At 72.3% G+C, this 13,838-nt stretch carries 9 protein-coding genes; 1 reads left to right on the plus strand and 8 read right to left on the minus strand.

Going from position 1 to position 13,838, the window contains the following annotated elements:
- Positions 1-50: 50 nt before the first annotated feature.
- Entirely contained in the window at positions 51-1,232 is a 1,182-nt protein-coding gene (gene proB / locus ACQB60_RS04890; RefSeq protein WP_496924527.1) for a glutamate 5-kinase, read from the minus strand.
- A gap of 256 nt (positions 1,233-1,488) precedes the next feature.
- On the opposite strand from proB, the gene ACQB60_RS04895 reads away from it, so the two are divergent.
- The gene (locus tag ACQB60_RS04895) at positions 1,489-3,600 is read left to right on the plus strand and encodes a hypothetical protein (RefSeq protein ID WP_496924528.1); all 2,112 of its coding nucleotides are present in this window, start codon (positions 1,489-1,491) and stop codon (positions 3,598-3,600) included.
- Positions 3,601-3,721: 121 nt separating this feature from the next.
- Here the strand turns inward: ACQB60_RS04895 and obgE are convergent, their stop codons facing one another.
- The 7 genes from obgE to ACQB60_RS04930 form a co-directional block, all read right to left on the minus strand.
- Entirely contained in the window at positions 3,722-5,170 is a 1,449-nt protein-coding gene (gene obgE, locus ACQB60_RS04900; RefSeq protein ID WP_496924529.1) for a GTPase ObgE, read from the minus strand.
- Positions 5,171-5,346: 176 nt separating this feature from the next.
- Positions 5,347-5,601 carry a 50S ribosomal protein L27 gene (rpmA, locus tag ACQB60_RS04905; protein WP_010986870.1) on the minus strand — a complete coding sequence of 85 codons (255 nt, stop codon included), beginning with the start codon at positions 5,599-5,601 and terminating at the stop codon, positions 5,347-5,349.
- 14 nt (positions 5,602-5,615) lie between these two features.
- A complete protein-coding gene (gene rplU / locus ACQB60_RS04910) occupies positions 5,616-5,936 on the minus strand; it encodes a 50S ribosomal protein L21 (protein ID WP_384839581.1) in 321 nt (106 codons plus the stop codon).
- Positions 5,937-6,122: 186 nt separating this feature from the next.
- A complete protein-coding gene (locus ACQB60_RS04915; protein WP_496924530.1) occupies positions 6,123-7,487 on the minus strand; it encodes a phospholipase D-like domain-containing protein in 1,365 nt (454 codons plus the stop codon).
- Positions 7,488-7,696: 209 nt separating this feature from the next.
- A complete protein-coding gene (locus ACQB60_RS04920; RefSeq protein ID WP_496924531.1) occupies positions 7,697-11,638 on the minus strand; it encodes an Rne/Rng family ribonuclease in 3,942 nt (1,313 codons plus the stop codon).
- Between the two features lie 278 nt (positions 11,639-11,916).
- Complete coding sequence (locus ACQB60_RS04925; RefSeq protein ID WP_496924532.1) at positions 11,917-12,633, minus strand: TIGR03936 family radical SAM-associated protein; 717 nt, start codon at positions 12,631-12,633, stop codon at positions 11,917-11,919.
- Positions 12,634-12,686: 53 nt separating this feature from the next.
- Positions 12,687-13,832 (minus strand): hypothetical protein, encoded by a 1,146-nt coding sequence (locus tag ACQB60_RS04930; protein WP_496924533.1) that lies wholly within the window; start codon positions 13,830-13,832, stop codon positions 12,687-12,689.
- Positions 13,833-13,838 lie beyond the last annotated feature (6 nt).

Here is a 13,838-nt window from a genome sequence, read left to right on the forward strand (position 1 = left end):
AGGGGTCCCTCAGGGGCGGGCCGGGGATCTCCAGGGCAGGTCAGGGATCTTCACGGGTGCAGCAGCGCCAGATCGTCCCGGTGCACGACCTCCCGCTCGTACGCCGGTCCGAGCTCCCGGGCGAGGTCTCGGGTGGAGCGGCCGAGCAGCCGCGGGAGCTCCTTCGCGTCGAAGTTCACCAGACCGCGCGCGACCGCGCGGCCCGCCGTGTCCCGCAGCTCGACCGGGTCGCCCGCGGTGAACTCGCCCTCCACCGCGGCGATCCCGGCGGGCAGCAGCGACTTGCGGCCCTCGACGACCGCGCGCACCGCCCCGTCGTCGAGCGTGAGCGCGCCGCGCGGCTCGGAGGCGTAGCGCAGCCACAGCAGGCGGTCGGCGGAGCGGCGGCCCGTGCTGTGGAAGTACGTGCCGGTGTCGCGGCCCGCGAGGGCGTCGGCGGCCTGGCTCGCGGAGGTCAGCACGACGGGGATCCCGGCGGCGGCGGCGATCCCGGCGGCCTCCACCTTGGTGACCATGCCGCCGGTGCCGACCCCGGCCTTGCCCGCGCTGCCGATCTTCACGTGCGCTATGTCGGCGGGGCCGCGCACCTCGCCGATGCGGGAGGTGCCGGGCTTGGCGGGGTCCCCGTCGTAGAGCCCGTCCACGTCGGAGAGGAGGACGAGGAGGTCGGCGCGGACGAAGTGGGCGACGAGGGCGGCGAGCCGGTCGTTGTCGCCGAAGCGGATCTCGTCGGTGGCCACCGTGTCGTTCTCGTTCACCACCGGGAGCGCGCCCATGGCCAGGAGCTGGTCGAGGGTGCGCGAGGCGTTCTGGTGGTGCGCCCGGCGCGCCATGTCGTCGGAGGTGAGCAGCACCTGCCCCACGCGTACGCCGTAGCGCGCGAAGGAGGCGGTGTAGCGGGCCACGAGGAGGCCCTGGCCCACGCTGGCGGCGGCCTGCTGGCGGGCGAGGTCCTTGGGGCGCCGGCGCAGGCCGAGCGGGGCGAGCCCGGCGGCGATGGCCCCGGAGGAGACGAGCACGACCTCCCGCTCTCCCCCGCCCGCCCGTCTCCCGCCACCGCCCTCAACCGAGGCCCTGCGGGCCGCCCCCTGGATTCGGGCTTTGGCCAGTACGTCGACCAGAGCGTCAACGCGGTCGGCGTCCAGGCCCCCCGATGCGGTGGTCAGGGACGAGGACCCGACCTTGACGACGACCCGGTGGGCCTCTGCCACTGACTGCCTTGCCCCTGTCACACGCTTCCCCAGTTGCTCACATTTGCGCTTAGGGCCTGCAATCTACGCGAGTGCGCGCACGGGGCGCCCGCGCATTTCGAGGGGCGGACGGCGACCGTTCCTGAGGCGAAAATGGCTGCTTCGGTTCATTACCTTTGCCCCTGTATCCGGTGATAGTGGTCACGGAAGATTGCTCCGGAGCCACCGGGCGTCATACGGTCAGTGGTCGACTTCCCCCCTGTCCATCCTGCCCATCCCCCCGCCAGGAGCCCAGCCCGTGCCCTCAGCCGGACTCGCCCCCCGTCGCGTCGTGCAGCTGTCCGCGCTGCTCGCGATGTTCGCGCTCTTCACGGCCCAGCTCGTGACCGCGCTGCTGCCGTACGTCCCGGTGTTCATCGCCGCGTCCGCAGCGAACCTCGCTCTCGATGTCTACCTGCAGTACAAGCAGCCGGGACTGCTCTCGCTCCTCAGCAAGATCCGCTTCGACGTGACCGTGCGGCAGCTCCTGCGCGACATGCTCGTCCTGGTCGGCCTGCTGCGCATCGACGGCATCGAGCCGCTGGCCGAGCAGTCCCCGCTGACGATCGCGCTGCTCGCCTTCTACGTGCTGCACTTCTGCTGCCACGCGGCCGCCGTCCTGGTGCGCCGCACCCGCTCGCTGCCGATCGTCACGCGCAACATCGACGCGTCCGCGCTGCACCTGAGCGCCGCCCCGCCGCGGATCCTGTCCCGCCGGCAGGGCCACCGCCTGCTGCTGTTCTCGATCCCCACGACCGTCGGCCTGCTGGTCACGGCGGCGACCACGGACGCCTACTGGGGCGGCATCGGCCTCGGCATCTCCATCACCCTGCTGGCCGGCGGCACCTTCTACCTGGCCACCTGGCTGCTGCCGAAGAAGCGCGCGAAGAACGCCGAGCAGGTCATGCAGTGGCTCGACAAGTGGCTGGCCGACTACAAGCCGACCGTCGCGATGTACTTCTCCGGCGGCACGACCTCCGCGTACCAGGCGAACATGTGGCTCTCCACGCTCGCCGCGGTCGACGGCAACCCGCTGATCGTGCTGCGTGAGCGCTTCATGGTGCAGAAGATCGACGCGACCGACGTCCCGATCATCTGCTTCCCGAAGGTCGCCACGATGTTCTCCCTGGAGACGTCGACGCTGAAGATGATGCTGCACCCGGCGAACGCCGCGAAGACCTCGCAGGTCCTGCGCATCCCCTCGATCAAGCACGCCTTCATCAACCACGGCGAGAGCGACAAGCTCTCCTCCTGCAACCCGTACGCGAAGGCGTACGACCAGGTCTGGGTCGCGGGCCCCGCCGCGCGCGACCGCTACCAGCTCGCCGACATCGGCGTCGAGGACAAGGACGTCGTCGAGGTGGGCCGCCCGCAGCTCTCCCCGATCCGCCCGTACGCGGGGGCGCCCACGAGCCCGTACACGACCGTCCTGTACGCCCCCACCTGGGAGGGCTGGGACGGCAACCCGGGCAACACCTCGGTCGTCCTCGCGGGCGAGAACATCGTGCGCGCGCTGCTCGCCGACCCGAAGGTCCGCCTCCTGTACAAGCCGCACCCGATGACCGGCTCGCAGGACCCGCGCGCGGGCGCCGCCAACGAGCGCATCAAGGCGATGATCGCCGAGGCCAACACCAAGCGCTCCGGCGCCCGGCCCGGCCCCGAGGCCGCCGCCGAGCTGACCCGCCGCGCCGCCGAGCTCGACGAGCTGACCCGGACGGCGTTCCGCAAGAGCTCCGACGAGATGGAGCGGATGCTGCTGCAGGGCAGCCCGAAGGGCGACCGCCAGCGGGCCGTGGCCGAGGCGACCGCCGCCTGGGAGGCCGCGTACTGGGCCTCGTTCCCCGAGTGGGAGCACCAGATCGTCACCGGCCCCCGCCCGGCGATCTTCACCTGCTTCAACGCCGCCGACCTGCTGATCAGCGACGTCTCCTCGGTCGTCTCGGACTGGCTGAGCAGCGAGAAGCCGTACGCGGTGGCGAACACCTCCGGGATGTCGGAGGCCGAGTTCCGCGCGGGCTTCCCGACGGTGCGCGCGGCGGCGATCCTGTCGCCGTCCGCCGAGGGCGTCCCGGCGCTCCTGGAGTCGGTGCGCAACCCCGCCACCGACCCGTACGCGGAGGACCGGGCCGAGCTCAAGGAGCACCTCCTCGGCCCCTCGGACCCGCCGTCCCTGGCCCGCTTCAACGCCGCGGCCCTGGCCCTGTGCGAGCAGGCCGACGAGCGCCGCGTGCGCATGGAGGCCCGCCTCGGCGCCGGCATCCCCGGCCAGCGCACCGCCGAGGAGGCGGAGGAAGCCGCACAGGAAGCCGCGCAGGACGCCGCCATGGACAACGGCGCGGACAACGGCGCGGAGGACTCGGTCACCGCGTAGTCCCGCGCCGTCCCGTCGTGCGGTAGCACCCAGCAGGTACGAGAAAGGCCCCCAGAGCGATTCTGGGGGCCTTTCTCGTACACAGGGGGGGGCTTACCGGAGCCGTCGGCTCCCGGCCCTCCTAGAACGGCTCAAAGTCGTCGTACTCCCGCTGGGCCTCGTCCCGCTCGGCCTCGCGGTCCTTGCGGCGCTGCGCGGCCGGACGCGGGGCCTCCAGGCGGTGGTCCTCGCCGCGGCGGCCGAGCATCTCGGCGCCGGCCTGCATCGTGGGCTCCCAGTCGAAGACGACCGCGTTCTCCTCGGGGCCGATGGCGACGCCGTCGCCGGAGCGCGCGCCCGCCTTCATCAGCTCGTCCTCGACGCCGAGGCGGCTGAGCCGGTCCGCGAGGTAGCCGACGGCCTCGTCGTTGTTGAAGTCGGTCTGGCGCACCCAGCGCTCGGGCTTCTCGCCGCGCACGCGGAAGAGCGGCTCGCCGCCGATCTCCTCGCGGGTGACCGTGAAGCCGGAGTCGTCGACGGCCTTGGGGCGGATGACGATGCGGGTCGCCTCCTCCTTCGGCTTGGCCGCACGGGCCGCGCCGACCAGCTCGGCGAGCGCGAACGACAGCTCCTTGAGGCCCTTGTGGGCCACCGCGGAGACCTCGAAGACGCGGTAGCCGCGCGCCTCCAGGTCGGGCCTGACCAGGTCGGCGAGGTCCTGTCCGTCCGGCACGTCGATCTTGTTGAGGACGACGAGGCGCGGCCGGTTCTCCAGGCCCGCGCCGTACTGCCGCAGCTCCTCCTCGATGACGTCGAGGTCGGAGACGGGGTCGCGGTCGGACTCCAGGGTGGCGGTGTCCAGGACGTGCACGAGGACGCTGCACCGCTCGACGTGGCGCAGGAACTCCAGGCCGAGGCCCCGGCCCTGGCTGGCGCCCGGGATGAGCCCCGGCACGTCGGCCACGGTGTAGACGGTCGAACCGGCCGTCACCACGCCCAGGTTGGGGACGAGCGTCGTGAACGGGTAGTCCGCGATCTTCGGCTTGGCGGCGGAGAGCACCGAGATCAGCGAGGACTTGCCCGCGCTCGGGTAGCCGACGAGCGCCACGTCCGCGACGGTCTTCAGCTCCAGGACCACGTCCCGCGTCTCGCCCGGCTCACCGAGCAGCGCGAAGCCGGGGGCCTTGCGCCGGGCCGAGGCGAGGGCCGCGTTGCCGAGGCCGCCGCGGCCGCCCTGACCGGCCACGAACGTCGTGCCCTGCCCGACCATGTCGGCCAGCACATTGCCCTGCTTGTCGAGGACGACGGTGCCGTCCGGGACCGGCAGGACCAGGTCCTGGCCGTTCTTGCCCTCGCGGTTGTCGCCCGCGCCCGGCTGGCCGTTGGTGGCCTTGCGGTGGGGGCTGTGGTGGTAGTCGAGGAGCGTGGTGACGTCCTGGTCGACGACGAGGATCACGTCACCGCCCCGGCCGCCGTTCCCGCCGTCGGGCCCGCCGAGCGGCTTGAACTTCTCCCGGTGAACGGAGGCACAGCCGTGGCCTCCGTTACCCGCGGCGGCGTGCAGCTCGACGCGGTCCACGAAGGTGGTCATGGTTCAGTGCCTCCTGGGGGTCCCCCCACGCCTTTAGGGCAGAGGGGGTGTACGGAAATGTCTTTTATGCGTTAGCTGTAACACGCGAAAGGCGGACCTGCTTCCCGATGACAGGGAAGGAGGTCCGCCCTCGCAGAACTCGCTCGACGAGCGCCTGATCAGTCAGAAAGACGGACTCAGGCGACCGGAACGATGTTCACGACCTTGCGGCCACGGTGGGTACCGAACTCCACCGCACCGGCGTCCAGCGCGAACAGGGTGTCGTCCTTGCCGCGGCCGACGCCCGAGCCCGGGTGGAAGTGGGTGCCGCGCTGGCGGACCAGGATCTCACCGGCGTTGACGACCTGACCGCCGAAGCGCTTCACGCCGAGCCGCTGAGCATTGGAATCGCGACCGTTCCGAGTGGACGATGCGCCCTTCTTGTGTGCCATCTTGTCTCAGTCCCTTACTTCGCAGCCGTGGGGATGCCGGTGACCTTGATCGCCGTGTACTGCTGACGGTGACCCTGGCGACGGCGGTAGCCGGTCTTGTTCTTGTAGCGAAGGATGTCGATCTTCGCGCCCTTGTGGTGGTCCACGACCTCGGCCTGGACCTTGATGCCGGCCAGCACCCACGGGTCGCTGGTCACGGAGTCGCCGTCGACGACGAGCAGGGTCGAGAGCTCGACCGTGTCGCCCACATTGGCGGTGGAAATCTTGTCAACCTCAACGATGTCGCCGACAGCAACCTTGTGCTGGCGACCACCGCTGCGCACGATGGCGTACACGCGGAACTCTCTCTCGCTCGGAACGGATCCCCGCAGTCCAGCCGCCCGCGAGAAGGCAGACGGCCTCTCCCCTGGCCTGGGCCCTGGGAGGAAATAGGTTTACGAGGGTGCGGCAGTCCATGTGGACACGCCGACGGTCAAGGTTACGGGGCCCGCCCTGAAGGGTCAAACCGGCCCTTGACCAGCTCAGGTCCTGGGATTCTCACCGTCCGGCGGCAGCGGCTTCACGCCCTTGCACAGGTCGGTGGTGTCGGCCTTGCCCGGCCAGGCGACCGCCTTCGCCCGGTCGAAGTGGGCGCGGTAGGTGTCGTGCACGCCGTCGTCGTCGACCTTCACGATCGCCTCGTCGTTCTCGCGCAGCGCCGGGCCCGTGTAGTTCTGCGAGCCGGTGAAGGAGACCTTGTTCCGCTTGCCGTCGTACACGCCGTCGATGAGCAGGTACTTCGTGTGGATGATGTACGGCGTCGTGAGCTTCTGCCCGGGGTGCAGCGGGTCCCGGTCGTCGTTGTAGCAGCGCAGCGTGGGGCCGCCGGACTTGTGCAGGGTCTCCCAGGTGCCGGGGGTTCCCTGGCTCTTCTTGCTGTCGGTCTCGGCGTAGACGAGGTCCACGGAGCAGCCGGCCTTCTTCAGGGAGACCAGCTTGTCGGCGATCTGCTTGCGCGTGACCTTGAAGATGGCGGCGCGGACCTTCGTGCGCTGCTTCACTCCGTGCGCGTCCTTGTAGGTGCAGCTCACGTTGTTCAGGACCGAGTACATGGTGTCGGTCTCGTTCACCGAACCGTCGCGCGGGAAGAAGTACGCCTTGTAGAGGCCGCTGCTGACCGTGCGGTAGTCCCAGTCCCGCCAGCGCTTGCCGACCATGTCGCTGAAGTAGTCCGCGTACGCGTCGTACATCGTCGGGTTGTTCGGCAGCAGCAGCGCGTCGTTGAAGAACTTCGTGTGCGCCGAGGGAGTCGAGTTCGACGTGGTCTGCACGACGACGTCCTTGGCGCCCTCGACCTCCGAGAACAGCCAGAACTTGTTGTGCATGATCGACTGGCCGTACTTGGGGTCGCCCAGACAGGACTTGTGCGGCGGGCAGAGCGCCACGAAGGACGACTTGGCCGGATCGGTGCCGAGGGCCTCGGCGAGCGTGGCGTACGAGGTGTTCGTGGGCCGGTCGCTCCTGCTGGACTCGTCGAGCAGGATCTGCACGTGCACGCCGCGGTTCTTCGCGTTCACCAGCGCCTGGACGACCGTGGCCTCCCACACGTGGTAGACCGCGACCTTGATCGTCGAGCCCGGCTTGGCGGCGTCGGTCAGCTGGAGCAGCCGGGTGCGTATCGCGTACTGCTGGTCGGCGTCGCCCTTCGGGTCGTTGAAGACCGGCCCCTCCGGCCATGCCTGCGCGGTGTTCTGCGCGGTGTCGTCCGCCTCGGCGGTGCCCACGGCGCCGACGGCCTGGATCCCGGCGGCCGACAGGACGGTGGCCAGGGCCACGGCCCGGCGCCCGGCCGCGGTCGGCTTCGCCGCACGGTGTTTGCCCGTGCCTCTGAGACGCGGCAGCGTCATCGGTGTTCCCTCCCCTGGCGCGGCCGCGTGATCTCCCCAACCCCCGCGTACGCGCCGTGTGTTGTTCTGCCTGTGTTGTACACCATTCGCCCCAGCCGGGGCAGGGCGCATCACGTCATCCGGTGCGCCCCACACGCACCGGTGCCCCTGGCCGACGCATTCCGTCGGCCAGGGGCACCGTGGTACTGCCGTACCGCCTACCGGTCGGCTCAGCCCTCGTCGGCCGAGGCCGAGACGCCGGAGAGCGTGGGCTGCTCCGCCGCCGCGGTCTTCTTCGACGCCGACTTGGTGGTCTTCGCCGCCTTCTTTGCCGTCGTCTTCTTGGCGGCGGTCTTCTTGGCAGCCGTCTTCTTGGTGGCTGCCTTCTTGGCCGTCGCCTTCTTGGCGGTCTTGCGCGCCGTCTTCTTGGCGGGCGCCGCCTCCTCGGCCTCGGCCTTCACCTCGGCCTTGTCATCGGACTCGGACTCGGATCCGGACCCGGCCTCTGCCTTGTCCTTGTCGGCCGACGGCACGACCACGACGGCCGTGTCCTCGGACGCGGTCGGCGCCGCGGTCTTGCGGACCGCGCGACGCCGCGGACGGGCCGGGGCCGCGGCCTCGGCGGGCGCCTCTGCGACGGGCTCGGCCTCCTTGGCGACCGGCGCGCTCGGCTCGGGCTCGGCGGGGGTCACGACCTCCGCGGCCTCCGCCGACTTCGGCGAACCGGCCGGGGCCGACGCCTTGCGGGTCGCACGCCGGCGCGTACGTCCCTTCGGCGCGGCGTCGTCGGCCGCGGGAGCCTCGGCCGGGGCCTCGGCGGCCACCGGCTGCTCGGGCTCGACGGGCGCCGCCGCCTTCGGGGCTTCGGCCTTCGGGGCTTCCACCTTCGGAGCCTCGGCCTTCGGAGCCTCGGCCTTCGAAGCGGCCTTCTGCTCGGCCTTCTTCCCGGCCCTCTTCTCCGCCTTCGCGGCCTTCTCCGGCTTCTCCGCCGTCTCCGGCTGCTCGGACTCGGCCTTGGGAGCCCCGGCCGGAGCCGACGCCCTGCGGGTCGCACGGCGGCGCGAGCGGCCACCACGGGACGCGGCGGCCTCGGCCTCGGCGGCGCTGCTGTACAGCTCCTCGTCCGGTACGAAGTCGGGCTCGGGCAGCGCCACCGGAGCGGCGGCCTCCGCCGCGACCTCGGCCTCGGTCTCCACGGCCTCGGCGGACTCGGCCGTCTCGGCCGCGACCTCGTGCGTGTGCTCGTGACCGTGGTCCGAGCCGCCCCGGCCGCCGCGCTTCTTGCGCTTGCCGCCGCCACCCTGGGAGGTGGGCTGCTCCATGTGCACGATCACGCCGCGGCCGTTGCAGTGGACGCAGGTCTCGGAGAAGGACTCCAGCAGGCCCTGGCCGACGCGCTTGCGCGTCATCTGCACCAGACCCAGCGACGTCACCTCGGCGACCTGGTGCTTGGTCCGGTCCCGGCCCAGGCACTCCAGCATCCGCCGCAGGACCAGGTCCCGGTTGGACTCCAGGACCATGTCGATGAAGTCGATGACGACGATGCCGCCCAGGTCGCGCAGCCGCAGCTGGCGCACGATCTCCTCGGCCGCCTCGAGGTTGTTCCTCGTGACGGTCTCTTCGAGGTTGCCGCCCTGACCGGTGAACTTGCCGGTGTTGACGTCGATCACGACCATGGCTTCGGTCTTGTCGATCACCAGCGAACCGCCGCTGGGCAGCCAGACCTTGCGGTCGAGCGCCTTCATCAGCTGCTCGTCGATCCGGTACGTCGCGAAGACGTCGACCTCGGACGTCCACTTCTGGAGCCGGTCCGCGAGGTCGGGGGCGACGTGCGAGACATAGCCGTGGATGGTCTGCCACGCCTCGTCGCCGCTGATGATGACCTTGGAGAAGTCCTCGTTGAAGATGTCGCGGACGACGCGGACGGTCATGTCCGGCTCGCCGTACAGCAGGCTCGGCGAGCTCGTGGAGGCCGCCTTCGCCTTCTTCTGGATGTCCTCCCACTGCTGCTGCAGCCGCTCGACGTCACGGCGCAGCTCGTCCTCGCTCGCGCCCTCGGCGGCGGTGCGCACGATGACGCCCGCGTCCTCGGGGACGATCTTCTTGAGGATGGTCTTCAGACGCGCGCGCTCGGTGTCGGGCAGCTTGCGGCTGATACCGGTCATCGACCCCTCGGGGACATAGACCAGGTAGCGGCCGGGCAGCGAGACCTGGCTGGTCAGGCGGGCGCCCTTGTGGCCGATCGGGTCCTTGGTGACCTGCACGAGGACCGACTGGCCGGACTTGAGGGCGGACTCGATGCGGCGCGGCCCGTTGGCCATGCCGAGCGACTCGAAGTTGACCTCGCCCGCGTACAGGACGGCGTTGCGGCCCTTGCCGATGTCGATGAAGGCGGCCTCCATCGACGGCAGGACGTTCTGCACCTTGCCGAGGTACACGTTCCCGACGTACGAGGTCGACTGCTCCTTGTTGACGTAGTGCTCGACGAGCACGTTGTCCTCGAGGACGCCGATCTGGGTGCGGTCGCCGTTCTGGCGGACGATCATCTCGCGGTTGACGGCCTCGCGGCGCGCCAGGAACTCCGCCTCGGTGATGATCGGCACCCGGCGGCGGCCCTGCTCGCGCCCCTCGCGGCGGCGCTGCTTCTTGGCCTCGAGGCGGGTGGAGCCCTTGATGGACTGCACCTCGTCCGACGGCGCGTCGTCCGAGGACTTCTTGGCGCGCGGCTCGCGCACCTTCACGACCGTGCGCTCGGGGTCACCGGCGCCCGGCTCGCTCTCGGCCGAGTCACCGGCGCGACGGCGGCGGCGACGGCGACGACGGCTGCTGCTGGAGCCGGACCCCGAGGACTCCGGCTCGGAGTCGCCGTCCTCGGCGTCCTCGTCATCGTGCTCGGCGGTGTCGGCCGCGTCCGCGTCCTGCTCGGCGGCGTCGCCGTCGGCGTGCTGGTCCGTGGCCTCGTCCGTCTCGGCGGACTCACCGCGCCTGCGGCGGCGGCCGCCACGGCGACGGCGACGGCCCTGGCGCTCGCCGGTCTCCTCGGCGTCACCGTCCTCGGCGGACTGCTGCTCCTCGGCGTCGGTCTCGGCCTCGGTCTCGGTGTCGGTGTCCTCGTCGGCGGCCTTGGCGGGGGCCTCCTGCGGGGCGGCGGCCTCCTCGTCGGCGGCGCGGCGACGGCGGCGACGGCGCGGGGCCTGCTCCTCCTCCACGGCGGCCGGGGCCTCCTCGACGGGCGCCTCGGCGGCCTCGGCGGCGGCCGCAGCGGCGGCGCGCTCCGGCGTCTGGAACATCGGCTCGGTGAAGACCGGCGCCTGGAACACCGCGACGGCGGGCCGCTTGGGGCGGCGCCCCGAGTCCTCGGCGTCCTCGGCGGCCTCGCCCCTGGCGGAGCGGGCCTTCTGCGTGGCGGGCGCGGAGAACCCGGCGGCGGCCTTACGGGTGGCGCGGCGGCGGCTGCGCGCGGGCGCGGCCTCGGCGGGCTCCTCGGCCTTGGTCTCGGCGGGGGCGGCGGCCTGCTGGGGCTCCGCCTCCTGCGCGGCCTCGGCGGCCTTGGGCTCCCCGGCGGGCGCGGACGCGCTGCGGGTGGCACGGCGACGCGAGCGGCGCGGGGCGGCGTCCGCGACGGGCTCGGCGGCGGACTCGGCCTCGGCGGCCTGCCCGGCGGGCTCGGTCACGGTCTCGGCGGGGGCGGCGGCCTCGGCGGTCTCCGCGGACTGCGGCGCCCCGGCGGGCGCGGAGGCACGACGGGTCGCGCGACGGCGCGTACGCCCGGTGGGCGCGGCCTCCTGTGCGGGCTCGGCGGCGGGCTGCTCGGCCTCGGCGGGGGCGGCCTTGGCCGGCTCCTCCTGGGCGGGCGCGGCGGCCTCGTCCCCCTTCGGCGCCCCTGCGGGCGCGCTGGCACGACGGGTCGCACGGCGGCGCGGGCGCGCGGCGGGCGCGGCCTCGGCCTGCGGGGTCCCGGCGGGCGCGGCGTCGGCCGCCGCTGCCGTCTCGGCGCTCTCGGCGCCCTGGTCCGTGGCGGGGGTGGCCGGTATGGCCGGAGCCGCCTCGGCGGTGCCCGCGGGGGGTCCCGCGGGACGCGACGCCGCCCGGCGCCGACGGCGCGGAGGCAGGGTGTCGCTGGGGGTGCTGTTCTGTTCCGAGCCCTCAGTGGGTTCGTTCGGCTCAAGCATGCGGGCGGTTCTCCCGTCACGCTCCCGGGCGCCGCGCCTGGTCCGGTGTTTCCGGCCCGCGCTGCGCAAACAGCGGGGCCGCCATCCGGGGCGCGGGCGCCGCACGGGAGCTCTCTATGTCTTGTCTCGCCGGTTCCGTACGCCCATGTGCGGACGGCCTGGCGAAAGTCTCGGTCAGTGCGCTGCCCGACCCAGGTGGCTCCCGAGTACGAGGGCGGCGCTTCGACATCCGTCCCTACGCGGGACCTTCCTTACGCCGGCACCTTCGCGGCGGCAGTTCAGGCTGCCTCGCGGTCGGGTGCGAGCGGGTCGGTCACCGTGCCGGTCTCGTCATCGAATGGCCCCTGCGCCAGCCTGGTCACCGCTGCGGGGACCGGCGGCGCCAGGTCGGCCACAGCTCGGAGACCGGACAGGACGTCGTCGGGTCGCACGGCAGGTGTCACGTGCCGAACAACCAGCCGCAGTATCGCACAGGCTCTGTCGGTCGGCCTATCAGCCGGATCACTGATCGCTTCCAGGCTCGCGACGGCCTCGCGGGCGTCGAAGGTGCGCATGCCGTTCTTCGTGCGGCGCTGGACCTCGACGGTCTCGGCGGCCAGGAAGGCGGCCGCGGCGCGCTCCGCCTCGGCGAGCTCGACGCCCTCCAGGCGCAGCTCCCAGACGGAGGCGGCGAGCCGGTCGGCGAGGCCCGAGGTGCGGGCCTCGACCGCGTCGACGATGTCGAGCCCGGTGGGCAGCGACTCGTCGAGCAGCTCACGGAGCTTGTCCACGTCACGCGGGGCGGTGAGCGCGATCTCCAAGTACTCGGCCTCGCTGCCGGTGCCGGTGGGTGCGGCATTGGCGTACGACACCTTCGGGTGCGGGGTGAACCCGGCCGAGTACGCCATGGGCACCTCGGCGCGGCGCAGCGCCCGCTCGAAGGCGCGCTGGAAGTCGCGGTGGCTGGTGAACCGGAGGCGGCCGCGCTTGGTGTAGCGCAGTCGGATGCGCTGCACCGCGGGTGCGGGCGGCGGGCCTACGGGCTGTCGCTTGCCCAGTGTCCCTGTCCTTAGTGAATATCGGTCTTCGTGAGTGCGGTCGTACTGCTACCTAGAGTACGTGGCTCCGCGGGGTCCGGTTCCCGCCGGGCCACCGGGACCGGGGCGGGCTCGCGCGGGGCGCCGAACAGCGTCCTGCGCACGTCGGCGCGGGCCTGGCGCAGGCTCTGCCGGGCGGCGGAGAGGGCCTGCCGGGTGGCGCGCCCCACTTCCCGGGCCACCTTCGCGGCGGGCCGCCACACCACGTCCCGGACCACGTGCCCGATCGGGGTGAGGACCGTCCGGTACGCCCAGCGCACCGGCTCCACGAAGATCCAGCGCAGCAGCGTGCCGAGGAACCGCCCCACGGCCCGCGACACATACCCGGCCACCCGCCACGCGTGCCCGAGCGCGTCCCCGATCTCCCGTCCGACGACGGCGAGCACCCGCCCGACGGGCGTAAGGATCCACCGCCACACCGCGACCAGGGGCACCACGAAGATCCATCGCAGGAGCGTCCCGACGACGAGGACCACGCCGCGCGCCAGCCAGCCGATCCCGGCCGCAACTCCCTTGACCAGCCAGGCGATCGCATGCCCCAGCGGGGTGAGCACGCTCGCGTACAGCCACACCGCGGGCACCACGAACAGCACCCGCAGGAGCCACACCGTGCCGTGTCCGACAGGGCTGAACACCCGCCGGTACAGCCACGACAGGGGCACCACCACGAGGTAGCGCCACAGCCAGCTCACGGGCACCACGACCAGGTACCGCCACAGCCACGCACAGGCCGCGCCGATGCCCCGGCCGCAGGCGGCGAGGGCGCGGCCGATGCCGACGAGGACCCAGCCGACTCCGCTCGCGACCGCCGTGGCCACCCAGGCGACGGCCCTTCCGACCGGCGCGAGCACCCACGCGTACAGCCACGACAGCGGCACCACGAACAACACCCGCCCCAGCCATGCCAGTCCACGCCCCACCGGGCGCAGCAGGCTCCGGTACAGGAGGCGGCCGAAGGCGGTGAGGGCGTCCCAGACCAGGCGCACCGGGACGACGAAGACGAAGACCACGATGCGTACGGGGATGCGGATGGCGACCGCGAGACAGCCCTCGGCCTCGCGGGACACCGCGGCGGGCGCCGGGGGCGGCGGGGGCTGCGGGGGCTTCTCCAGGTCCATGTCGTC

The sequence above is a fragment of the Streptomyces odontotermitis genome (assembly GCF_050510915.1).
GTDB lineage: Bacteria > Actinomycetota > Actinomycetes > Streptomycetales > Streptomycetaceae > Streptomyces.

Coding starts and splice junctions, on each gene's coding strand:
- obgE (WP_496924529.1), bottom strand. CDS start 5,170: ATGACCACCTTCGTGGACCGCGTCGAGCTGCACGCCGCCGCGGGTAAC.
- rpmA (WP_010986870.1), bottom strand. CDS start 5,601: ATGGCACACAAGAAGGGCGCATCGTCCACTCGGAACGGTCGCGATTCC.
- ACQB60_RS04915 (WP_496924530.1), bottom strand. CDS start 7,487: ATGACGCTGCCGCGTCTCAGAGGCACGGGCAAACACCGTGCGGCGAAG.
- ACQB60_RS04920 (WP_496924531.1), bottom strand. CDS start 11,638: ATGCTTGAGCCGAACGAACCCACTGAGGGCTCGGAACAGAACAGCACC.
- ACQB60_RS04930 (WP_496924533.1), bottom strand. CDS start 13,832: ATGGACCTGGAGAAGCCCCCGCAGCCCCCGCCGCCCCCGGCGCCCGCC.